The organism is Streptomyces sp. NWU339, assembly GCF_003143855.1.
Taxonomy (GTDB): domain Bacteria; phylum Actinomycetota; class Actinomycetes; order Streptomycetales; family Streptomycetaceae; genus Streptomyces.
This window is the reverse complement of record NZ_QFRK01000036.1, coordinates 23,413-46,475: the sequence shown is the minus strand read 5'-3', so window position 1 is coordinate 46,475 and position 23,063 is coordinate 23,413. Positions and strand designations below refer to the sequence as shown.

At 72.2% G+C, this 23,063-nt stretch carries 13 protein-coding genes; 4 read left to right on the top strand and 9 right to left on the bottom strand.

Annotated features, from left to right (window positions below; genetic code table 11):
* Positions 1-80 precede the first annotated feature (80 nt).
* The 5 genes from DIZ27_RS31475 to DIZ27_RS31455 all read right to left on the bottom strand — a co-directional run bounded on the left by DIZ27_RS31475 (position 81) and on the right by DIZ27_RS31455 (position 6,784).
* Entirely contained in the window at positions 81-1,454 is a 1,374-nt protein-coding gene (locus DIZ27_RS31475; protein ID WP_109381829.1) for an alpha-amylase family protein, read from the bottom strand.
* A gap of 177 nt (positions 1,455-1,631) precedes the next feature.
* A complete protein-coding gene (locus tag DIZ27_RS31470) occupies positions 1,632-3,338 on the bottom strand; it encodes a glycoside hydrolase family 13 protein (protein ID WP_109381828.1) in 1,707 nt (568 codons plus the stop codon).
* 148 nt (positions 3,339-3,486) lie between these two features.
* Complete coding sequence (locus DIZ27_RS31465) at positions 3,487-4,398, bottom strand: sugar ABC transporter permease (RefSeq protein WP_109381827.1); 912 nt, start codon at positions 4,396-4,398, stop codon at positions 3,487-3,489.
* A 13-nt stretch (positions 4,399-4,411) separates the two neighbouring features.
* The gene (locus DIZ27_RS31460; protein WP_109381826.1) at positions 4,412-5,416 is read right to left on the bottom strand and encodes a carbohydrate ABC transporter permease; all 1,005 of its coding nucleotides are present in this window, start codon (positions 5,414-5,416) and stop codon (positions 4,412-4,414) included.
* Positions 5,417-5,512: 96 nt separating this feature from the next.
* Positions 5,513-6,784: an extracellular solute-binding protein gene (locus tag DIZ27_RS31455; RefSeq protein WP_109381825.1), complete on the bottom strand. Its 1,272-nt coding sequence runs from the start codon at positions 6,782-6,784 to the stop codon at positions 5,513-5,515.
* A gap of 469 nt (positions 6,785-7,253) precedes the next feature.
* Here DIZ27_RS31455 and DIZ27_RS31450 point away from each other — a divergent pair, with 469 nt between their 5' ends.
* Positions 7,254-8,288: a LacI family DNA-binding transcriptional regulator gene (locus tag DIZ27_RS31450; protein WP_109381824.1), complete on the top strand. Its 1,035-nt coding sequence runs from the start codon at positions 7,254-7,256 to the stop codon at positions 8,286-8,288.
* A gap of 129 nt (positions 8,289-8,417) precedes the next feature.
* A complete protein-coding gene (locus DIZ27_RS31445; protein ID WP_109381823.1) occupies positions 8,418-9,434 on the top strand; it encodes a phosphatase PAP2 family protein in 1,017 nt (338 codons plus the stop codon).
* On the opposite strand, the gene DIZ27_RS31440 is transcribed toward DIZ27_RS31445, so the two are convergent.
* The 4 genes from DIZ27_RS31440 to DIZ27_RS31425 all read right to left on the bottom strand — a co-directional run bounded on the left by DIZ27_RS31440 (position 9,431) and on the right by DIZ27_RS31425 (position 17,639).
* A complete protein-coding gene (locus DIZ27_RS31440; protein ID WP_109381822.1) occupies positions 9,431-12,442 on the bottom strand; it encodes a bifunctional [glutamine synthetase] adenylyltransferase/[glutamine synthetase]-adenylyl-L-tyrosine phosphorylase in 3,012 nt (1,003 codons plus the stop codon). The two genes, DIZ27_RS31445 and DIZ27_RS31440, sit on opposite strands and share 4 nt — an antisense overlap.
* Positions 12,443-12,830: 388 nt before the next feature.
* Complete coding sequence (locus tag DIZ27_RS31435; protein WP_109381821.1) at positions 12,831-13,583, bottom strand: response regulator transcription factor; 753 nt, start codon at positions 13,581-13,583, stop codon at positions 12,831-12,833.
* Positions 13,584-13,631: 48 nt separating this feature from the next.
* Entirely contained in the window at positions 13,632-14,480 is an 849-nt protein-coding gene (locus tag DIZ27_RS31430) for a PAS domain-containing protein (protein WP_109381820.1), read from the bottom strand.
* A 369-nt stretch (positions 14,481-14,849) separates the two neighbouring features.
* Complete coding sequence (locus DIZ27_RS31425; RefSeq protein ID WP_146229025.1) at positions 14,850-17,639, bottom strand: LuxR C-terminal-related transcriptional regulator; 2,790 nt, start codon at positions 17,637-17,639, stop codon at positions 14,850-14,852.
* A 359-nt stretch (positions 17,640-17,998) separates the two neighbouring features.
* On the opposite strand from DIZ27_RS31425, the gene DIZ27_RS31420 reads away from it, so the two are divergent.
* Positions 17,999-20,482: a LuxR C-terminal-related transcriptional regulator gene (locus DIZ27_RS31420; RefSeq protein ID WP_146229024.1), complete on the top strand. Its 2,484-nt coding sequence runs from the start codon at positions 17,999-18,001 to the stop codon at positions 20,480-20,482.
* Positions 20,479-23,061 (top strand): helix-turn-helix transcriptional regulator, encoded by a 2,583-nt coding sequence (locus DIZ27_RS31415; protein WP_109381817.1) that lies wholly within the window; start codon positions 20,479-20,481, stop codon positions 23,059-23,061. The genes DIZ27_RS31420 and DIZ27_RS31415 overlap by 4 nt, the downstream gene beginning before the upstream one ends.
* The last annotated feature ends 2 nt before the right edge of the window (positions 23,062-23,063 follow it).

Genomic DNA, 23,063 nt, shown 5'->3' with positions numbered 1-23,063 from the left:
GTCTTGAAAGTAACGGTAAGGAATTGCATGCGGACGCCGGTCGCGCCGCCCCCGTGAACGGCGGCGCGACCGGCGCGCGTTCAGCAGGACGACTTGCCCGCGTACACCGCGAGGGCCGTGTTGGAGCCCAGGGTGGCGGTCAGCTGTCCCGAACCGTTCACCGTCACCGTCGTGTTGCTCTGGACGTTGCAGTACGTTCCCGCCGGGAGGGACGTCTGGTAGGTGCGGGTCAGGGAGCCGGACTCGTGGTTGACGGCCACGAAGCCCTTGTTGCCCCGGCCGAAGGCGATCGCGTCGTTGCCGTTGTCCCACCAGTTGGTGACCGCCTGGCCGCGGGTGGCGTTGCGGAAGGCGACCATGGACTTGATCTCCGGCCAGGCGTGCTGGCACTTCCAGCCGTTCTGCCAGCAGGCGTTGACCTGACCGCCGTTCGGCGGCCCGGCGTCCGTGGAGGAGAACTCGTAGCCGGAGTTGACGTCCGGGGCCCCGTAGGGCCAGGCCAGCATGAAGACGTTGGCCAGGGTGTAGTTGGCGTTGTCCTTGTAGCTGAGCGTGGAGCCGTTGCGCTCGGTGTCGTGGTTGTCGACGAAGACGCCGGAGACGGAGCTGTTCATATAGCCCCAGCCCTCGCCGTAGTTCTTCAGGTAGGCGAGGTTCTCGTTGTTGAAGACCCGCTTGAGGTCGTAGGCGTAGCGGAACTCCTGGACGTCTCCGTTACCCGTGTACTCGGTGGGCTGGACTGCCTCGCCGGCGCCGTAGATGGCCTCCTGCTTCCAGTAGACGCCGGGGTTGGAGAGCCGGGACTTGATGTTGGCGAGGTCTGCGGCCGGCATGTGCTTGGCCGCGTCGATGCGGAAGCCGTCCACACCGAGGGAGAGCAGGTCGTTCATGTACCCGGCGATGGTCCTGCGGACGTACTCCTCGCCGGTGTCGAGGTCGGCGAGGCCGACCAGTTCGCAGTTCTGGACGTTCCAGCGGTCCCGGTAGTTGGTGATCTCCGAGGTGCAGGTGTCGAAGTCGTACGAGGAGTACAGCCCCGGGTAGTTGTACTTGGTGTACGCCGAGCCGCCGGTGCCGTTGCCGTTGCCCGCGGACATGTGGTTGATGACCGTGTCGGCGACGACCTTCACACCGGCCGCGTGGCAGGTGTTCACCATGTTCCGGAACGCGGTGCGGTCGCCGAGCCGGCCGGCGATCTTGTAGCTCACCGGCTGGTACGACGTCCACCACTGCGAGCCCTGTATGTGCTCGGCGGGCGGGGAGACCTGGACGTATCCGTACCCGGCGGGTCCGAGGGTGTTGGTGCACTCGCGGGCGACCGAGTTGAAGTTCCACTCGAAGAGGACGGCGGTGACGTCCTTGTTCCCGGGCGGCGCGGCCTCCGCGGCAGTCGGGGCCATGACAACCGAGGCGACCGCGAGCGCGGCGGCCCCGGCGAGGGTTCTGCGTGCCATGTGGGGTTCCTTCTTCATCGAAGGTGTGGGGAGTGCCCGAAAGGAGGACTGAAGCTTCTTGCTGAAACCTTCAGAAACCTTGCGGCAACGCAGATGTTAGAGGCCCGCCACCCGAAAGGGCAGCGGGCCGTACGAACTTGAACGAAAAAAGCCCCCGGGTCGGGACCGCGGTCCGGGTCAGCCCGTGGTGAACCACACCGTCGTGTCGCCCGGCACGTCCGTCCCCGCGTCCGCCGGGTCCACATCGCCGCTGGCGATCAGCACCCGTCCGTACGCCGGAGTCGTCACCGGCTCCCCCGTGGTGTTCGCGACGCACACGAACTCCCCGCGCCGGAAGGCGAGTACGCCCTCCGGGGCCGGCAGCCACTCCACCGTGTCGCCCGCGCCCAGGTCGGCCTGTTCCCGGCGCACGGCGAGTGCGGCGCGGTACAGCTCCAGGGTCGAACCGGCCACCCCGGTCTGCGCCTCGACGCTCAGTTCGCCCCAGCCCTCCGGCTGCGGCAGCCAGCTGCCGCCGGACCCGAAGCCGTACGACGAACCGGCGCGGGTCCACGGGATCGGCACCCTGCACCCGTCGCGGAAGCCGTCCTGGCCCTCGCCCCGGAAGTACGCCGGGTCCTGGCGCACCTCGTCCGGCAGGTCCACGACGTCCGGCAGTCCCAGTTCCTCGCCCTGGTAGACGTACGCCGATCCGGGCAGCGCCAGCATCAGCAGGGTCGCCGCACGGGCCCGGCGCAGCCCCAGCTCCCGGTCGCCGGGCAGCCGGATCTGGGTGCCGAGGCCGGGCGGGTTGCCGAAGCGGGTGGCGTGCCGGGTGACGTCGTGGTTGGACAGCACCCAGGTGGCGGGGGCACCGACCGGGCGCATGGAGTCCAGGGTGCGGTCGATGACCTCGCGCAGCTCCTCCGCGTCCCAGTGGGTGCCCAGGTACTGGAAGTTGAAGGCCTGGTGCAGCTCGTCGGGGCGGACGTAGTTGGCGGTGCGCTCGACGGTCGGCGTCCAGGCCTCGGCGACGAAGATGCGCTCGCCGGAGTACTCGTCGAGGATGAGGCGCCACTGCCGGTAGATGTCGTGCACGCCGTCCTGGTCGAAGAACGGCATGACATCGTTGCCCAGCAGCTTCAGTTGCTCGTGCGATCCCAGGTCGGGCAGGCCCTCGGCCTTCACCATGCCGTGGGCGACGTCGATGCGGAAGCCGTCGACACCCATGTCCAGCCAGAACCGCAGGATGGAGCGGAACTCGTCGCCGACGGCCGGGTGCTCCCAGTTGAAGTCGGGCTGCTCCGGGGCGAAGAGGTGCAGGTACCACTCCCCCAGGGTGCCGTCGGGCTCGGTGACCCTGGTCCAGGCCGGGCCGCCGAAGATCGACTCCCAGTCGTTGGGCGGCAGTTCGCCGTTCGCGCCCTTGCCGGGCCGGAAGTGGTAGCGGTCCCGCGCCGGCGAGCCGGGGCCCTCGGCGAGCGCCCGCTTGAACCACTCGTGCTGGTCGGAGGAGTGGTTGGGCACGATGTCGACGATGATCCGCAGGCCCAGTCCGTGGGCGTCCCGGATCAGCGCGTCCGCGTCGAGCAGGTTGCCGAACATGGGGTCGACGGCACGGTAGTCGGCGACGTCGTAGCCGGCGTCGGCCTGCGGCGAGGCGTAGAAGGGGCTGAGCCACACGGCGTCCACCCCGAGGTCGCGCAGATACGGCAGGCGGGAGCGGATGCCCTCCAGGTCGCCCATCCCGTCGCCGTTGCTGTCGGCGAAGCTGCGCGGGTACACCTGGTAGATCACCGCCTCGCGCCACCAGTCACGCCGCCTGGCGACGGTGGCGACGGCGGCGGATTCGGTCGAAGAGGCCGGGGAGGTCGGTGCCGGGGCGGTGGAGTGCTGCTGGCTCATGTCGTCCTGTTCGGGTCATCGGGGTGGGGTGGTGCGGCGAGCGAGGAGAAGAGGCGGCCGCGGTGGCCGGCGGGGTCGGTTCGGGCCGCCGCGGCCGCCACCCGCGCGCTCGGGGCGCGCGGGAGTCCTCGTACGAGGGGCAGAGCGATCAGCCCTTCGTGCCGCCCGCGGTGAGGCCGGTCACCAGGTTCTTCTGCACGAGGTAGAAGAACGCGGAGACGGGTATCGCGATCAGGACCGCCGTGGCGGCCATGAGGTTGCGCTGGGCGTCGTGCTCGCTGACGAAGCTCTGCAGACCGACGGCGAGCGTGTACTTCGTGTCGTCCAGCATGAACGTCGTGGCGAAGGCGACCTCGCCGAACGCGGTGATGAAGCTGTAGAAGGCCGCGACCGCGAGGCCCGGCTTGGCCAGGGGGAGGATCAGCCGGGCGAACGTGCCGAACGGGGACAGCCCGTCCACCCGGCCCGCCTCGTCGATCTCGAACGGAATGGTGTCGAAATAGCCCTTCATCAGCCAGGCACAGTACGGCACCGCGGTCGAGCAGTAGACGAGGATGAGGCCGAGATAGGTGTCGATCAGCTGAAGGTCGGAAAGGATCTGGTACATCGGGACCATCAGGACGGCCACCGGGAACATCTGGGTGACCAGGAGGGCCCACATGAACTTCTTGTACCCGGGGAACCGCATCCGGGACACGGCGTACCCGGTGGTGGCGGCGACGAGGACGCCGATGACCGTGGTGCCGAGCGACACGATCAGCGAGCTCTTCAGCCAGTGGAAGAAGTTCGTGTCCTGCAGCACGAACGCGTAGTTGTCCAGCGTCATCTTGCCCCAGATGCCGCCGGGGCGGAGGTAGTCGTCCTTGTCCGGGCCGAGGGACAGGAAGACCAGCCAGGCGACCGGGAACAGCGCGACGATGCTCGCCACGACCAGGATGCCGTGCGAGGTGAGACTGGCGAGCGGACCGTGTTCCCCGCGCCCCCGCACCTTCACGGGCGGGGTCCTCTCGCCGGCCGGACGGCCCGTCGGAGCAGCGGTCTTGACGGTGGTGGTGCTCATGGGGGCTCCTGCCTCAGATCGCGAGCTGCTGCTCATTGCGGTTCAGCCAGCGGCGGTAGAAGGAGGTGAAGACGATCAGGATGGCCAGCAGCAGCATGCCGTAGGCGGCGGACTGCGCGAAGTCGCGTGGCTGCTGTCCGAAGCCGAGGTAGTAGGACCAGGTCACGAGGATCTGGGCGTCCGGGGCGGTGTTGCCGAACAGCAGGAAGATGATGGCGAACTGGTTGAAGGTCCAGATGACGCCGAGCAGCACGACGGTGGAGCTGACCGACCTGAGGCCGGGCAGGGTGACGTGCCGGAACCGCTGCCAGGCGTTCGCGCCGTCCATCTCGGCAGCCTCGTAGAGGGTGCCGTCGATGGACTGGAGCCCGCCGAGCAGGGAGACCATCATGAACGGCACACCGCACCAGGTGTTGACCATGATCGCGGCGAACCGCTGCCAGAAGGCGTCCTCCAGCCACGGCGGTGTCGGCAGGCCCAGAGTCTCCAGGCCTGAGTTGATGATGCCGCTGTCCGCGAGCATGAACCGCCAGCCGAAGACGGTGACGAAGGTCGGCACGGCCCACGGCAGGATCAGGATCAGCCGGTAGAGGGTGCGGCCGCGCAGCTTCTGGTTGAGCAGCAGGGCCAGGCCCAGGCCGATGGTGTAGTGCAGGGCGACACAGGCCGCCGTCCATACGATCGTCCAGATGAAGTGCGACCAGAAGCGGTCGTACGCCGTCTCGCCCCACAGGATGTCGGCGTAGTTGTCCAGGCCGATGAACTTGTAGGTGGCCTCGATCTCGTTGACGCCGATGGTGCGGGCCGAGTTGAGGCTGTTGGCGTCGGTGAGGGTGAGGTAGAAGCCGTAGGCCAGGGGGTACAGCACGATGGTGCCGAGCACGACGACCACGGGCACGATCATGGCGTAGGCGTACCAGTGCTTCTGGTAGGCGTGCTTCAGGCGGCTGACCGGGCCGGGGCGGGGCGCGCGGTCACCGCGGCGTTTGCCGGTCGCGCGGTCGATGGCGACTGTCATGGTTCGGCACCTTCTGGATGATCAAGGGGTTCGGCACAGGCCGGTGGCCGCCGGGCCCTCCCCTCCTGGAAGCGGGTCCGGCGGCCACACGGGCGGTTACTTGCTGAAGTCCGGCACCAGCTTGGTGATGGCGGTCTCCGCGTCACTCAGCCCCTTGTCCAGGGACTCCTTGCCGCCCGCGATCTGGGGCAGCTCGTCGTCCATCGGACCCCACAGCGAGCTGTACTCGGGCAGCGCCGGGCGCGGCTGGGCGGCCTCGAGGACCGTCTGGTAGCCGGCGATGCCCGGGTCGGCCTTGACCTCGTCGGTGTAGGCGTCGTCGCGGGTGGGCAGCGTGGAGTTCTTCAGGGCGATGGTCTCCTGGGCCTTGGCCGAGGTCATGAAGTTGACGAGCTTCAGCGCGGCCTTCTGCTTCGCCTCCTCGGAACCGGCGTAGACCGAGAGGTTGTGGCCGCCGGTCGGGGCGCCCGCCTTGCCGGTGGAGCCGGCCGGGACGGTGGTGATGCCCAGGTTCTCCTTGTCCTTGAAGGCCGAGCCCTTGTAGAAGTTGGTGATCTCCCACGGGCCCTGGATGATCGAGGCGACCTTGCCGTTGATGAACGCGTCCTGGATGTGGGCGTAGGCCTCGGCGGTGACGTCGGCCTTGTGCAGGCCCTTGCCGTCGAAGAGGTCCAGCCACGTGCCGTAGGCCTTCTTGGCCTCGGCCGACTTCACGGTGATCTTCTTGGCGTCGGCGTCGACCATGTCGGTGCCCTCGCCGTAGAGGAACGGCTGGGCGTAGTAGCCCGCGGTGGAGCCCCAGTAGCCGTCGACGCCGGTCTTGTCCTTGATGGTGGCGGCGGCCTTCTTCAGGTCGTCCCAGGTCTTGGGGGCCTCGACGCCGGCCTTCTCGAACAGTTCCTTGTTGTAGACGAAGGCGAGGGTGTCCGTGGTGAACGGCACGCCGTAGGTCTTGCCCTCGTACTTGGCCTGCTCGACCAGGTTGGGCTTGAACGCGGCCTGGTCCTTCAGCGCTTCGGTGCCGTCCAGCGGCAGGAAGAAGCCCTTCTTGGCGAAGGCCGGGGTCCAGCCGACCTCGGAGCGCAGCACGTCGGGGGCGCCCTTGGAGCCGGCGGCGGTGTCGAACTTGTTCTGCGCCTGGTCGAAGGGGACGTTGACGAAGTTGACCTTGATGTCCTTGTTGGCCGCCTCGAACTCCTTGACCAGGGCCTTGTACGTCGGCGCCTCGTTGGTCGCGTTGGAGGTGTCCCACCAGGTGATGGTGACCGGGCCGTCGGCCTTGTCGCCGCTGTCACTGTCTCCGCCGCAGGCCGTCGCCGTGAGGGCGAGGGACGCCACCAGCGCGGTGGCCGCTATGCCACGCCGCATGAGTTCTCCTTGAGGGTGTGAAGCCCGGGTGTGCAAGGTGCGGCCCCGTCTGCCGCCCTGCCGACTGCCGACCGCGCCGATGGGGCCGCCGGGCGACGTGAACGTAACAGCGATGCAACCGATCCGAAAGACCTTGCTGAAAAATTTTGCAAGAAGGCTCGACAGTTATGCCGCCGTGACCTCCCCCCGCCCCGCTCCGGGCGGCTCCCCGACCGCCGCGCGACCCCGGGTTTCCGGTCGCAGGGCCGAGGTTCGGACTGTTGTGCAAGACTCTGCAAGTACTTGCCATCCGTTTCCGCCGGGAGAATCATCCGTTGCGGTACGGACGCCGATCACGACCTGCCGACCACGACATGCCATGACAAGAGGGACAGCGATGACCCAGCAGCCCGCAGCGGGCCGTCCGACGGCGCGCACCAGGCGTCCGTCCGGTGTGCAACGAGTGGGCCGGCGGATACAGTCCGGTGCTGTGACCACACGTCTTGCCGACATCGCCGCTCAGGCCGGGGTGAGCGAGGCGACCGTCAGCCGCGTGCTCAACGGCAAGCCGGGCGTCGCCGCCACCACCCGCCAGTCCGTGCTCGCCGCCCTCGACGTCCTGGGCTACGAACGCCCGGTGCGGCTGCGGCAGCGCAGCGAGGGTCTGGTGGGTCTGATCACCCCGGAGCTGGAGAACCCGATCTTCCCGGCCCTGGCCCAGGTCATCGGGCAGGCGCTGACCCGTCAGGGCTACACGCCGGTGCTCGCCACCCAGACCCCGGGCGGGTCGACGGAGGACGAGCTGACGGAGATGCTCGTGGACCGGGGGGTGGCCGGCATCATCTACGTCTCCGGGCTGCACGCGGACACCACCGCCGACATGCAGCGCTACGAGCGACTGCGCGCCCAGGGTGTGCCGTTCGTGCTGGTCGACGGCTTCTCCCCGAAGGTGCAGGCGCCGTTCATCTCCCCCGACGACCGGGCGGCGATGGCGCTCGCGGTCACGCATCTCGCCTCCCTCGGCCACACCCGCATCGGGCTGGCGCTCGGGCCGAAGCGGTTCGTGCCCGTGCAGCGCAAGATCGAGGGCTTCGTCCGCACCATGCAGGACCAGGTGGGCCTGGACGCCCGGACCGTGGAGACGGAGCTGGTCCAGCACTCCCTGTACACCCTGGAGGGCGGCCAGGCCGCCGCCACGGCACTCATGGACCGCGGGTGCACGGCGGTGGTGTGCGCCAGCGACATGATGGCGCTGGGTGCGATACGGGCGGCGCGGCAGCGGGGTCTGGACGTGCCGAGGGACATCTCGGTGGTCGGCTTCGACGACTCCCCGCTGATCGCCTTCACCGACCCGCCGCTGACCACGGTCCGCAAGCCGGTCCCGGCGATGGGCCAGGCCGCGGTGCGCACCCTGCTGGAGGAGATCGGCGGGACGCCCGCTCCGCACAGCGAGTTCGTTTTCATGCCGGAGCTGGTGGTGCGCGGTTCGACCGCTTCGGCCCCCGGTGACCGGAACCGCCCCTAGGGCGGAGGGGACGACGTTTCGTCCACTGCCCCGGGAGGAGACCGCGGGCCTCTGCCCGGGGGAGACATGCGGGCCGGTCCCGACCGGGGATGATCTGCGGGAAGGGCTTTTCTGGCAGACTCTGTGCCCATGGGTGAAGCGACGGTGACCACGCTGGAAGGCCGGGAGGACCAGGCCGCAGCGCACCCCGTCGGAAACGGGGAGGGGCGGGGCCTCCTGCGTCGCCTGCGCACTCCCCGCAGGCCGCGGTTGTGGTTCGAGATCCTGCTGATCGCGGTGAGTTACTGGACGTACTCACTCGTCCGCAACGCCGTGCCGGAGCAGAAGTCCAAGGCACTGCGCAACGCGGACTGGCTCTGGGACCTGGAGCGGCAGCTCGGTCTCGCCTTCGAGCAGTCGGTCAACCACGCGGTGAACTCGGTGACCTGGCTCGTGGTCGGCATGAACTACTACTACGCCACGTTGCACTTCGTGGTCACGCTGGGTGTCCTGGTGTGGCTCTACCGTGGCCATCCCGGCCGTTATGCGGCGACCCGGCTGGTGCTGTTCTCGACCACGGTCGTCGCCCTGGCCGGCTACTACCTGTTCCCGCTCGCCCCGCCGCGCCTGATGAACGGCGGCGGTTTCATCGACACCGTCGTGGTCCACGAGACGTGGGGGTCGATGGCCTCCGGCGACCTGAAGAACATGTCCAACCAGTACGCCGCGATGCCCTCGATGCACATCGGCTGGTCGGTGTGGTGCGGGCTGACCGTCTTCGCGCTGGCGACCGTCCCGTGGGCGCGGGTCCTGGGGCTGCTGTATCCGGCGGGCACACTGGTGGTCATCATCGCCACCGCCAACCACTTCTGGCTGGACGCGGTGGGCGGCCTGCTCTGCCTCGCCTTCGGCTACGCGCCGGCGACGGTCTGGTACGGCAGCCGCCCGTACGCCCTGCCGAGACTCGTGCCGGACCAGGGCGGCGGGAGCCTCACCGGCACGGGCGGCGGGGGCGGGGGCTCCGAGGACACCGGCGGCGAGGGCCCGGCCGGCTCGGACAGCTCCGACGGCAGGGTCCCGGACAGCGGGAGGGCGGGCGTGGTGGCCCCCCGCACGCCGGACCCCGCCCTCGCCCCGGGCGGCTCCCGCCCCCCGGACGGGTCCTAGGACCCGCCGTAGAACAGTTCCTCCATCACGCCCCGCGCCCTGCGGGTCGTGCGCCGGTAGGTGTCGAGCATGTCGCCGGCGTGGCCCGGGCCGTAGCCCAGGTAGCGGCCGACGGCGGCCAGTTCGCGGGGGTCGGCGGGGAAGGTGTCGCCGGCCCGCCCGCGGACCAGCATGACCGCGTTGCGCACGCCGGTGGCCAGCACCCACGCCTCGTCGAGGGTGACCGCGTCCTCCGCGGAGATGAGCCCCGCCGCGTGGGCGGCGGCCAGCGCCTCCCGGGTCCTGGTCGTGCGCAGGCCGGGCTCCCGCGCGCCGTGCCGCAGCTGCATCAGCTGCACGGTCCACTCCACGTCGGACAGACCGCCCGGACCGAGCTTGGCGTGCAGTTTGGGGTCGGTGCCGCGCGGCAGCCGTTCGGACTCCATCCGGGCCTTCAGACGGCGGATCTCGCGCACCGCCTCCTCGTCGAGCCCGGCGGCCGGGTAACGCAGCGGTTCGATCAGCTCGACGAAGCGGCGGCCGAGGTCCTCGTCGCCGGCGACGTGCTCGGCGCGCAGCAGCGCGTGCCGCTCCCACACCAGGGACCAGCGGCGGTAGTACGCCTCGTACGACTTCAGGGTGCGCACCAGCGGCCCGGACCGGCCCTCCGGACGCAGGTCGGCGTCGATGAGCAGGGGCGGGTCGGCGCTGGGGAGCTGGAGCAGCCGGCGCATCTCGGCGACGACCTTGCCGGCCGCGTCGGCCGCCTCCCGTTCGTCCACGCCGTCACGCGGTTCGTGGACGAACAGGACGTCCGCGTCGGAGCCGTAGCCCAGCTCGTGGCCGCCGAAGCGGCCCATGCCGATGATCGCGAAGCGGGTGGGGAGGGTGTCCCCCCAGCCCTCCCGGACGACCGCGCGCAGGGTTCCGGCGAGGGTGGCGGCGGTCAGGTCGGACACGGCGCCGCCGACCAGGTCCACCAGGGCGCCCTGGTCGGCCTCGGCGGGCTGGGACTCGGTGCCGTAGGAACCGACGATGTCGGTGGCGGCCGTACGGAACAGCTCGCGGCGGCGCACCCCGCGGGCGGCCGTGACCGCCTGGGCCGCTCCGTCGGCGCGGCGGACCGCAGCGAGGATCTCCTGCTCCAGGTGGGCGCGGGAGCGGGGCCTGAGGCCCCCGGCCTCCCCGTCGCCGAGCAGGGCCACCGCCTCGGGGGCGCGCATCAGCAGGTCGGGGGCGAGCCGTCCGGCGGACAGCACCCGGGCCAGGTTCTCGGCGGCGGCGCCCTCGTCCCGCAGCAGCCGCAGGTACCAGGGGGTCTTGCCGAGCGCGTCCGAGACCTTGCGGAAGTTGAGCAGGCCGGCGTCCGGGTCGGCGGAGTCGGCGAACCAGCCGAGCAGCACGGGCAGCAGGGTCCGCTGGATGGCCGCCTTGCGGGTCACGCCGGACGCCAGCGCCTCCAGGTGCCGCAGGGCGGCGCCGGGGTCGGCGTAGCCGAGGGCGACCAGCCGCTCCCGGGCCGCCTCCGCGCTGAGCCGGGCCTCGCCGGGGGCGAGCTGGGCGACCGCGTCGAGCAGCGGCCGGTAGAACAGCTTCTCGTGCAGCCGCCGTACGACGGTGGCGTGCCGTTTCCACTCGCGGGTCAGGCTCGTCACCGGGTCGTTGCGCATGCCCAGGGAGCGGCCGATGCGGCGCAGCTCGGCCTCGTCCTCCGGGACCAGGTGGGTGCGGCGCAGCCGGTACAGCTGGATGCGGTGTTCGAGCGAGCGCAGGAAGCGGTAGGCGGCGTCGAGCTGGGCGGTGTCGGCGCGGCCGACGTAGCCGCCGGCGGCGAGGGCCTTCAGCGCGTCGAGGGTGGTGCCGCTGCGCAGGGAGGGGTCGGTGCGGCCGTGCACCAGCTGGAGCAGCTGCACGGCGAACTCGACGTCGCGCAGCCCGCCGGGACCGAGCTTGAGCTGGCGGTCGACCTGGGCGGTGGGGATGTTCTCGACGACCCGGCGTCGCATCTTCTGGACGTCGGCGACGAAGTTCTCCCGCTCGGCGGCCTGCCACACCAGCGGCTGGAGGGCGGCGACGTACTCCTCGCCGAGGGCGAGGTCGCCGGCCACCGGGCGGGCCTTGAGCAGCGCCTGGAACTCCCAGGTCTTGGCCCAGCGCTGGTAGTAGGCGCGGTGCGAGGCGAGGGTGCGGACGAGGGGGCCGTTGCGTCCCTCGGGCCGCAGGTTGGCGTCGACGGGCCAGATGGTGCCCTCGACGGTGTTCTCGGAGCAGATCCGCATCATGTGCGAGGCCAGCCGGGTCGCGGCGCGCAGGGCCTTGTCCTCGTCCGCCCCGTCACCCTTCTCGACGGCTTCTCCGACGAAGATGACGTCGACGTCCGACACGTAGTTCAGCTCGTGTCCGCCGCACTTGCCCAGCGCGACCACCGCGAGCCTGCACAGGGCGGTGTCCTCGGGGGCGTCGGCCTCGGCGAGCGCGAGGGCGGCCCGCAGGGTGGCGGTGGCCAGGTCGGCGAGTTCGGCGGCGGTCTCGGACACCTCGGTGGTGCCGCAGACGTCCCGGGCGGCGATGGACAGCAGGCAGCGCCGGTAGGCGACGCGCAGCGACACCGGGTCGGTGACGCCGGCGAGGCCGTCCTCGAACTCGGTCAGGCCGGGGTGCAGGTCCCGCGCCTCGTACGTGACGAGCGCCCGCCAGTCGCCGGCGTGCCGGGCGAGGTGGTCGGCCAGGGCCTCGGAGGCGCCGAGCACACCGAGCAGCCGGTCGCGCAGCGGCTTGGCGGCGATCAGCGTGTCGAGCACTTCCTGCCGGTCGGTGGCGGTGGTCTGCGCCTCCAGCAGCCGGACCAGCCCGTGCAGCGCGAGATCGGGGTCGGCGGTCGCGCCGAGCGCGTCCAGCAGCACCGGGTCGTCGCGCACGGGCACCAGCTCGGGTCCGTCCAGCAGCCGCTCGGCGGCGGACGGGTCGGTGAAACCGTGCCGCAGCAGCCGTGTGAAAGTACTGCTCCTGCGCCCCGGCGCCGACGTCATCCCCGGCCTCCCTCGGTCCTCGGATCACGGTGGTCGTACTGGCGACGAGCCTATCGGCACCTTCGGGGCCCGGCCCGGGACGGCGTACGACGGGTTCCGGAAGCGCGCGGGGTCCGCCACGACCCGCGACACGCCGTCGTGTTCTCGGTGGCGCCGCGCACCGCTTTCGGCTTCGGTGAGGGGAGCCGTTCAGCCGGACGGGGCGGCGGTTCGCGTGCTGCCGAAGCCGACGCCCACAAGGCGGCCGGACCGGCACGGGGGCTGTGCCCATGGGCATGGGCCTTCGAAGTGCTTCCGCTGCCCGCCGGTGGCATCGACCGGGCCGGGACTTCCACCGGAACACGGCGGCCTCCCCCCGCCCCCTGCCCGTCCGGGGCGTCCCGAGCCGTCAGGCGTGCGGTTCGGGGACCGGGAGCCGGTAGCACCCGGCCTCGGGGGACTCGACCAGCCGGGACGGTCCGAGCCGTTCCCTCAGCGAGGCGATCCGGGCCGGCAGGGTGGCGCGCAGCGACGCCCGGTGCGCGCGCAGGATCTCCTCGACGATCTGGTCGGCGCGCAGTGTCCGGCCCGGCCGCCGGGCCAGCGCGGCCAGGATGTCGAACTCGTCGTCCGGCAGTTCGGTCGGGGCACCGTCGACCAGGACGGCCCGCTCCCGCAGGTCGATGCGTACCCGCCCGGCCAGCAGCAGGTCTCCCGGCGGCTCCTCGAAGGGCCCGTCCGGGACGGCCGCGGCGGGGGCGGTGTCGGTGTCGGTTCCGAGGTCAGCGGTGGCGGGCTCGGCGGGCCGGCCGCGGCGCATCACCGCCCTGGCCCGGGCCAGCAGTTCGGCCAGGTTGTAGGGCTTGACGAGGTGGTCGTCCGCGCCCAGGTCGAGCGCTCGCACGCAGGACAGATGGTCCCCGCGCGCGGTGGTCACCAGGATCGGGACCGTACTGGCGGCCCGCATCGCGCCGCACAGCCCGAAGCCGTCGCAGTCGGGGAGGGCGAGGTCGAGCAGGACGACATCCGGGCGGGCCCGGTCCAGCAGCTCGAGCGCGGCCCTGCCGGTGGACGCGCACACCGCCTCCAGACCCTGTTCCTCCAGAGCTGCCCCGAGAGCCGCCGACACCCGTTCGTTGGCCTCAACGACCAGTAGTTTCACATCGTCCTCGTTCTGGCGTGGTTCTGGCGTGCTCGGCGTTCTGAGGGTTCAGCGTCCTGAGGTCTGGCGCTGCCGCGATCGTGCGCGCGTCTCGCCCCATCCGCTCTCCGCTCCCTGCTGGTCCGAGCGGATGTAGTCGGGGAGCACCCTCGGCGGCCAGCTGCCGATGCTGAACATGCCCATCGAGTACGCCTTCGCCGCCAGTGCCGTCCGGTTGGGCACCTGGAACTGCCGCAGCAGCATGCCGACGTGGTACTCGATGCCCTGCCGGCTGAGGAACAGCTTGGCCGCCAGACGTACGGTCGGATCACCCGCCGCCACGCCCTCCAGGACCTTCGCGCTGAGCGGGGCCAGCTTCCATTGCGAGCCGTCGTACGCCTCGCGGTCGACGAGCGTTTCCTCCGGCGTGAACTGCACCACGATCATCTCGACCCGGCCCGCGCCGTCGGTCACCGGGAACGCGGTGATCTTGCCGGAGACGGTGTTGCCGTAGACGGACAGGACGACGGAGTGGCCGACGAGACGAGTCCGGTGTCCCTGCACGAGCCGGCCGAACTCACGCAGCACGTACTGCCGCACACTCGGGTGCAGGAACTCCACGAATTCACGGCCGCGCAGCTCGTCCGCCCGCTGGGCGCACCGGGGCATCACGGGGCTGTTGACGGAACGCACCCGCAGATTCAGGTCGAGAATGGCGAGAGCGATTCCGGAGCGCTCGAAAAGCGAAAGGAACGCCTCACGGTACTTCTCGCTCCCGATTTCCGCGTCGAACAGCGAAGAATCTATTTCATGCAGCGTTTCGGCAGAAAACGGACTTTTCCCGGGCAGGGTGGCATGCACCTCCGCCGCCCGAAGAAGCCCGTCCACCGTACTGATCTTTGTCTTTGCGTAGGCCATGTAAGCCTTTCCCTCCCTCTCTCGAATCTTTCACTGGCCGCGAGCCAGTCTACGGAGCACAGGTGTTGACGTGCAATGGAATCCGGAACCCCCGCGAAAGACTGTGGTCGCCGTCCCGCGGGTTCGGAGAGACCGTCGCGGCGGGCCCCGGGAAGCAGCGGGAAACGGCCCCGACACCGCTCGGCAACCTCCGGTCATCCACGAATTACCGGCATTTTCACCCACATTTTCCATTGCCGGACGGGACCAATCCGGCTTACCGGTGAGTAGCCCGTTCGGTGCACCGATCGGGCACCACCCCCGGTCACCGGTCCCGGCACCGGCCCTCACCCCGGCATCCCTACCCACGCCGGCACCCCGGCTACCAGGTCACAGTCGCTCGGCGAGCACGCCCGAACCGAATACCGCCCTTCCGGCCATGCGGCGCACCACCGGAACCAGCCCGGCCCTGCCGTCCACGTCCAGCCGGTGGTACAGCCTGGTGAGGCTCTTCTCCACGGCCCGCCGGGTGACTCCGAGCGCCTCGGCGGCGTCCTGGTTGGTGTGACCCAGGGCCACCAGGGAGGCGACCCGCCGCTCGGTGTCGCTGAGCAGCCCGCCGGCCACCGGTACGCCTCCGCACGGCGGCGCACCGTGCGGGGACGGCGGCTGCGAGGCGTTCCAGCGCCGCAGCACCGCCTCGCCCGTCGCCTCGGCGATCCGGTCCGCCTCGGCGAGGATCTCGTCGGAGCCCGGCCGTCCGGCGGCCCGCAGCCGGTTGCCGTACGCCGTCAACGACCGCCCCAGCTCCAGGTGGTTGGAGCTCTCCCTGAGCACGGCGACGGACTCGGCGAGCAGGGACAGGGCGTAGCGGCCGCGCACCACGGTGCCCCACATGCGCAGGGTCCGGCCGAGTGCGGCCGGTGCGCCGAAGCGCCGTGCCCGTTCACAGGCGCGGGCGAGGAGTCGGAGCGCGGCCTCCGGGTCGCCGAGGCGGAGCAGCAGCGGCGCGCGCCACACGTCGACCGGGAACAGGGTCCGGTTGCACCAGCCCGCCGCCTCTGCGCGGCGGGCGGCGTCCCGCACATCGGCTGCGAGGGCGGGCAGTTCACGCTCCGCGGTCAGCGGGATCTGCAGCACCCGCAGGGCGAGCCCGCACACCGGTTGCCCGGCGCCCTGCCCCTGGGCCAGCCGGTCCCGCAGCCGCTCCGCCAGCCAGGTGTCACCCGTCTCGACCGCCACGGACGTCAGGCTGAGCACCGTCAGCCAGTCGTGGTCCCCCAACGAGTCCCCCGCCGGGTCCCGCGCCGGGTCGGGAGCCGTCGCGCAGGCCTCCCGCGCGTCCGCCCAGGCGTCGGCGGGCCGGCCGGCGTGCACGGCGGTGAGCGCGCGCCAGCTCAGCACGGCCGTGCGCAGCCGCCGGTCGTCGCGCTGCCGTGCCGTCTCGAGCGCCGTGTCCAGCCAGCAGCGCGCCGGTTCACTCGCCTCCGCGACGGCCGCGGAGGCGATCGTCAGTGCGGACGCGGTGTACTCCGAGGCGGCCGACGCCGGTTCGTGCTCCAGCAGCCACCGCGTGCGGGCGGCGACCTCGGTGGCGGGCAGCCGGCCGCCGAGGACGCCCGCGAAGACGAGGACCGCCATGAGTTCCCGCCGGGCCGCGGTGCCGGGACCGGGAACCGGTCCGGGGTCGAGGACCCGTTCGGGATCGAGGGCTCGCAGCCGTTGGACGGCGGCGGCCTGGGCCGCCGGGTCCCCCAGCCGCGACAGCCGTACGCGGGCCTCCAGCCGCAGCCCGAGCTCCGACGCCTCCGATGCCTCTGATATCCCTGATGCCTCCGATGTCTCCGACGCCTTCGGGGCGGCCCATGCCATCGGGCCGGCCGTCGGCACCATCGGCTCCGTGCGCCCCACCCCGGCTTGTTCCAGCATCTCCGACGCCGCGTGCGGGGCGGAGAGGAACAGCGTGAGCGGCACACGGGCCACGACCGCGGCGCGTTCCGGGACCGCGTCCAGCAGGGGAAGCGCCTGGCCGACGTGGCGCAGCATCGCGGAGGTGTCGGCGTTCCGTTCCACGTCGGCGAGGGCGGCCAGCAGGTCGCCGCGCTGAGGGCTGTAGGACGGGAACTCGCGCAGGGCTCGGCGCAGACAGCGGATCGCGAGCGCGTCGTCGCCACCGCGCCACACCTCGCGGGCGGTCTCCCGCATCACCTGTGCGGCCTCGGTCCAGTCACCGGGACCGACCTCCATGAAATGGGGGACGACCCGCTCGGCCGGTGCGCCCGAGGCATGGAGCAGTTCGGCCGCCCGGCGGTGCAGCCGGTCGCGGTCGGTGAGCGAGATCCCCTCCTCGGCGGCCTCCCGTACGCAGTCCCACAGTACGGGCGGTGTCCAGCGGTCGGCGGCCCAGCCGAGTCTGATCAGCGCCCTGGCCGCCGCGTCCCCTTCGACCGGGTCCAGATCCGCCAGACGGGCGAGGACGTGCGTCTCGGTCTCTCCGCCGAGGAGCGCCGCGCAGGCGGCGAACCGGCCGACGGACTCCGGGTGACCGGTCAGGGCCGCGGCCACGCGGGACCGCAGGCTCCAGGGCGCGGGCTGGGCACGGGCGATGTCGAGCAGGCATGCGGAGGCACCGCGGCCCGCACGCTCCAGCCGCTCTAGCCGCTCCAGCAGGGAGATGATCAGCGTCGGGTTGCCGCCGGTGGCGTGGGTCCAGGCGTGGACCTGGTCGTCGGCGAGCACGATGCCGCGTTCCCCGAGCAGGGCACGTACTCCCTCCGTGCCGAGCGGCCCCATCCGGATCACCCGGTCGGCGGCCGACAGGATCTCCTGCACTCCCGGCATCTCGGTGGCGAACTCGCCCTCGCACACGGAGACCGCCATGAGCAGCGGGCCCGGCCCCGGCTCGGCGAGCAACGCGGTCAGCCGGGTCAGGGTCGGCTCCCCCGCCCGCTGCAGGTCGTCGACGAGCAGTGCGACCGGGCGGCCGGTGGCTTCCGGGCGGGCCGGACCGGGGTGGCCGAGGGGCAGGCCCTGTTCCAGTCGGCTGCCTCGGGCTCGCCGTACGACGAAGCCGTGCTGTTCCGCGTGGACCGCGACCGCGTCGAGGAAGGCCGAACGTCCCATGCCCGGAGTTCCGGTGACCGCCATGAGCACGGTGTCGCCGGTTTGCACACCGTTCATCGCACATCGGACCGTGTCGAGATTTTTCGTCCGCTCCAGGAGCCGCACGGAGCCTCCCTTCATCAGCGGAGCCGGTCAAGCACGGGCCGTTCCGGGCCGGTTGACCCCGGCGAGCCGCCTGGACACGAAGGCCCGGCGCCATCAACAAAAAGTCACAGCACTGTCATATCGTAATGATTATGAGTGCGAGACGATCAGAGCCGGAGCATCCGGTTCCCTCGGTGCCTTCGGTTCCCTCGTTCTCTGCCTCCCGCTCCCACCCGCTCAGAACGGGAACCGCCGCCGTGCCGGCCGCCACGCCACGCGGGCCGTCCGCCTGCCCGGTCCGTGGCGAACACCGCGGCGCACGCTGCGTGGTGATGCTGGGCTCCCCCGCCCGTGGCTCGGTGGACGCGATCGCCCGCCATGTCAGCGTCACGTACGGACGCGAGGCGAATGTACGGCGCGTGGGCTGCCGGCGTGAAGCGGCCGGCACGGAGCACGCCGTGCTGCGACGCCTGCTCGGCACCTCGCCGCCGGGTCACGAAATCTGTTACGCGACCCACTCGTTGGTCTGCGGGCTGCTGGCACGCGGACCACTCGTCCTCGCCATCGGCGATGCGCAGTGGTGCGACGAGGGCACGCTCCGCTTCATCGACCAGCTGATGCGCGCCACCTACCGGCAGCCGCTGACCGTCCTGCTGCACCTGCCCCTCGGACTGCCGGGGCCCGCCGCGGCGGCGTTCCACGAACTGGCGACGCGGGACTACTGCACGGTCGTCGACGCCGCGGGTCTCCGGCCCGCCGACACCGCCCGGCCGGCCGCCGAAGACCTGGCCGAACTCGCCCGGCGCGAACCCCGGTTGCTCGAGGTCGCCCGGGCGGCGGCGGCACTCGGCAGCACCGACCCGGACCTCGTCGGCGCCCTGGCCGGTCTCCCGTCCAAAGCGACGGGCCGGCTCCTGGAGGGGGCCGAGGCCCGCGGCCTGCTCCCCGGGCCCCTACCGGCCCACGGCATCCCCTCGCTGCTGGACACCCTGCCCGAGGCCGAGCGGGAGCGCATGCGCGCCCAGGCCGCCGAGATCCTCAACGACGCGGCCAAACCGGCCGAGCAGGTGGCCGACCTGTTGCTCGAGCAGAGCACGCTGGACCGCTCCTGGATGCGTGCCGTCCTCAAGGAGGCGGCGGCAGCCGCCCGGCACGACCGCCCGGCTGCCGCGGTGTCCTACCTGACGCGGCTCCACGCCGCCGACGCCGACGATGCCGCCGTCCGCATCGACCTCGCCACCGCGCTGGTCGACATCGATCCCCTGGCCGCCCGGGAACACCTCGTTCACCTCGCCGGGACACCCCCCGGCACGGACGATCCACTGGTCCGGGCCCACGCCGCCGACCTGCTCCTGCTCACCTCCCTCATGGTGCACGCCTCCCCCGACACTCCCGCCGCGCTCGACGCGCTGCTGCGCGAGCTGGGCCCCGGCCGTCAGGACGGCCCGCCGACCGGGCGGGCACAACGGGCTCCGGCCCCCGCCCTCGCCGTCCCCACGGCCTCTGCGGTTTCTCCGGTCCCCGCGATCCCTGCCGCCCTCACCTCGCCCGCCTCGCCCACCTCCTCCACCGTCCCGGTCTTCACCGACCGCCCCACCGAGCGCATGGCCCTCGCCGTCCGCGCGCTGCGCACCGCGCTGACCGCCTCCGAGCCGGAGGCGCGGGAGACGGCGGTCGCCGACGCCCGTCAGGTCCTCTGGTCCGGGCGGCCGCACACCGCCTGGGCCAGGGTCGCCGCAGCGCAGGTCCTCGCGCTGGCCGACGACACCGCGACCGCGCTCGACCAGTTGCAGCGGACCGTCGCCGACAGCGCCGAGCGCGAGGAGATGTGGGCCGAGTGCCACGCCGCCTCGGCGCGGGCCCTGGTGCTGCTCGAATCGGGCCAGGCGGCCGAGGCCGCCGAGGCGGCGTCGGCCGCGTCCCGTCTCTCCGAGGGAGAGGGCGCATCGGGGCGGAGCCGGCTGGCGTCGATCGCCCTCGCCCGCGCCCTGGTCGCCCGGGGCGACCTCGACCGGGCACAGGAGGTACTGCTCCGGCTCGACGGCCGCCGGCTCGACGACTGCGTCTGGGAGTACCACCACCATCTGACGGCCCTGGCCCTGGTCGAGCGTGACCGCGGCCGGCCCGAGCAGGCCCTGCGTCTGCTCGAGCGGTGCGGGGCGAGTCTCGCCGCCGCCGGCGTGGGCAACCCGGTGTTCACCCTCTGGTGGGTGCACAGCACCGAATTGCTCATGCGACTGGGCCGACCGGGCGCCGCCGTCCAACGGGCCGAGTTCGGTCGGCAGTTGGCCGAGCAATGGCCGACGGCCCGCAGCACGGGGCTGAGTCTGCTGGCCCGGGGCGTGTCCGCCGACCCGGCCGGCTGCGTCGAACTGCTCACCGAGAGCGCCCGGGTCCTGGCCCAAAGCTCCGACCGGCAGTCCCAGGCCCTCGCCGAACTCCGCCTCGGCAAGGCCCTGCTGCTCCGGTCGGACCGGGGTGCGCACTCCCGTCTGCGCGCGGCACTGGCGATCGCCGTGCGGTGCGGCCTGACCTCCGTCGCCGAACAGGCACGCTGCGCGCTCCGCTCGGTGGAGGGCCGGAACACCCTGGCGGCGCTCAGCCATGCCGAACGTCCCGTGGCGGAAATGGCGGCGTCCGGGAAGTCGAACCGGGCGATCGCGGACGCCCTGTGTCTGACGGTACGCACGGTCGAGTACCACCTGACGAACGTGTACCGGAAGCTCGGCGTCCCCGGGCGGGCCGGCCTCGCGAAGTGGTTCCCGGCGCACGGACCGCGGCCTGCCCAGGCACGAGCGCTCGGCCAGACACGGTGAACCACCTGCTCCGGCCACCGGGTCCACCCGGCGCACCCGACGGGCTCCTGGAACGGACCGAGGAACTGGCCACGTTGGAGCGGGCCGTGCGCCAGGTCGCGAACGGCGGGACGGCGACCGTCGTCGTGCGCGGGCGTCCGGGCACCGGACGCAGCGCCTTGCTCGCCGAGGGCGCGGCCCTCGCCCGGCAGTCCGGCCTGCACGTCCTCACGGCACCCGGGCAGGCCGAACCCGCCCCGATCAGCGGCCCGTCGGCCCTGTTCACCGACGACACCCAGGGCACACCGGAGGCGGAACGGGCCTCGCCCACGGGCCGACCGAAACCGCGACCCGCGTTGTGGGTGGTCGTCGAGGGCTCCGAGGACTCCGACCCGGCGCCGCTCGGCGCGCAGGCCGGTCCCGGATACGAGCTGTCGCCGCGCCCGCTGACCGAGCACGCCGTACGGACGCTGCTCGTGCGGGCATACGGCGAGGAGGCAGCCGACTCGCTCCTGCCGACCGCGACCGCCGCGACCGGCGGCAATCCGGCGGTCCTGTGCGCCGCGCTCCGGCGATGGCCCGGCCCGCCCCCCGACGCCGCCGAATTCGCCGCACTCGCCGACCAGACGGGTCGGCACCATCTGAGGACCGTACTGGCGCGGGCGTCCGCACGGGCGTCCGCGCTCGTCGCGGCGAGCGCGGTGGCGGCGGGGCACTTCTCGTTCCGCCAGGTCTGCGAGCTGGCCGAAATCTCCGTGCCGGACGGCGAGCAGGCGCGTACGGAGCCGGCCGTCACCGGCCTGCTCGACTCCACCGTGCGGCCCCGACTGTACGACCCGCTGGTGGCCGAGCGGGCACTCGGCCTCCTGGAGGGCGACCGGCGCCGCGAACTCCACGAGCGTGCCGTGCGGTTGGCGCACCGCGAGGGCCTCCCGCAGGACGTGCTCGGCCGGCTGGCCGCACGGACCTCGCTGGACGAGCCCTGGGTGCCCGGCGCGCTCCACGCGGCGGGCGTGGCCGCGCGCCGGTCCGGCGACGACGACGCGGCGGTGGTGTTCCTCGAACGGTCGTTGGACCACGGAGCGGCCGGCGGGCTGCGCACGGACGTACTGCTGGAACTGGCGAAGGCGCAGTCGTCGCGGCGGCCGGCGGCGGCCGAGCGCGGATTCCGGCGGATCCTGAGGGAGGCCGACGTCCCGGACCGGTCCGGGGCCCTGCTGTTAGCCGCCGACATGCTGGCGCTGCGCGCCGGGGACGACGCGGCGGAGGCGCTCAGCGCGACGGCGGCGCGGGCCACCTCGGAGGCGGAGCGGCGCACGCTGCGCGGCCTGTACGAGCTGGCCGCGGAAACCTGCCCGCCCGGACCGGCGCCGGCGCCGGACGCCTCGGCCCTCGGCCCTCGGGACGACCGGGAGACGCCGGAGTTCGACGCGACCCGGGCCGCGGTCCGGGCCTGGCGGCACTGCCTGGCCGGGCAGAAGATCGGCGAGGCCCGGCGGCTGGCCGGGACCGTGCTGGTCCGGGCGGGAAACGGGCTGTTCACTCCCCGGCTGTTCGCCGCGCGCGTGCTCGCCGTCACCGAGGACGTGGCGCTGGCCCGGTCCGGACTGCAGCGGATCACGGCCGAGGCACGACGGCACAGGGTGAGCCCCGTGGCCGGACACGCACTGCTGGGGCTTGCCGAACTCGCCTTGCGAACCGGCGAGTTGGAGCAGGCCAGGGAGCGGCTGGCAGAGGCGTTCACCGAGGTGCCCAGGCACCACTGGCATCCGCGGGCACTGCCGAGACTGACCGCGGTGGAGATGGTCGTCGCCCTGGAGTCCGGACGGACGGACCTGGCGGAGTCGATCCTGGCACGGTCGGCCCGGGCAAAGGCCCCGTCGGACCGCGACGAGCACGGCCTGGACCGTGCCCACCTGCTGTTCGCCCGAGGCGTCCTGTGCCTGCGCACCGACCGGACCTCCGAGGCGAGGGCGCATCTGCGCGAGTGCGGCCGGATTCTGCGGCCCCTCGGCTGTGTGAACCCCGCCGTCATTCCCTGGCGTTCGCATCTCGCCATGGCGGAGGCGGCCTGCGCGGCCCCGCAGGCGGCGGAGCGCCTGGTGGTCGAGAGCCTCACGGCGGCCCGGGCCTGGGGCGCGCCGGGCGCGGTCGGCGCCGTCCACCTCTGGGCCGGGCCGGCCCTCCCCGACCGTACGGCGCTAGGGCATCTACGGACCGCGGTACGTCTGCTCGCCGGCATGCCGACCCGGAGACTGTACGCGCGGGCGATGGTCGCGCTGGCCTCCACCCTGCTCGACACCGGCCGGTCGACGGAGGCGCGGCAGCTGCTCGACGAGGCGGTCAGACGGGGCCGGCCGTTCCCGCTCACCGAGGAGGTCGCCGCCCGGCTCGCCGCTCAGCCCTCCGCGAACCGGGCACGGCTGAGTCCGGCTCAGCTGCGGGTCGCCCTGCTGGCGGCGGAGGGCCGGTCGAACACGGCGATCTCCGAGGAGCTGTCGGTCGGCGTCCGCACCGTCGAACTCCACCTGACGCACACCTACCGCGCCCTGGGCATCAACGGCCGCTCCGACCTCGCGGTGGTACTGGGGCACCCATAAGG

Excerpts from the sequence above, each read along its gene's own strand:
- DIZ27_RS31475 (WP_109381829.1), bottom strand. The coding sequence starts at position 1,454 with ATGGCACGCAGAACCCTCGCCGGGGCCGCCGCGCTCGCGGTCGCCTCG.
- DIZ27_RS31470 (WP_109381828.1), bottom strand. The coding sequence starts at position 3,338 with ATGAGCCAGCAGCACTCCACCGCCCCGGCACCGACCTCCCCGGCCTCT.
- DIZ27_RS31465 (WP_109381827.1), bottom strand. The coding sequence starts at position 4,398 with ATGAGCACCACCACCGTCAAGACCGCTGCTCCGACGGGCCGTCCGGCC.
- DIZ27_RS31460 (WP_109381826.1), bottom strand. The coding sequence starts at position 5,416 with ATGACAGTCGCCATCGACCGCGCGACCGGCAAACGCCGCGGTGACCGC.
- DIZ27_RS31455 (WP_109381825.1), bottom strand. The coding sequence starts at position 6,784 with ATGCGGCGTGGCATAGCGGCCACCGCGCTGGTGGCGTCCCTCGCCCTC.
- DIZ27_RS31445 (WP_109381823.1), top strand. The coding sequence starts at position 8,418 with ATGGGTGAAGCGACGGTGACCACGCTGGAAGGCCGGGAGGACCAGGCC.
- DIZ27_RS31440 (WP_109381822.1), bottom strand. The coding sequence starts at position 12,442 with ATGACGTCGGCGCCGGGGCGCAGGAGCAGTACTTTCACACGGCTGCTG.
- DIZ27_RS31430 (WP_109381820.1), bottom strand. The coding sequence starts at position 14,480 with ATGGCCTACGCAAAGACAAAGATCAGTACGGTGGACGGGCTTCTTCGG.
- DIZ27_RS31425 (WP_146229025.1), bottom strand. The coding sequence starts at position 17,639 with ATGAACGGTGTGCAAACCGGCGACACCGTGCTCATGGCGGTCACCGGA.
- DIZ27_RS31420 (WP_146229024.1), top strand. The coding sequence starts at position 17,999 with ATGCTGGGCTCCCCCGCCCGTGGCTCGGTGGACGCGATCGCCCGCCAT.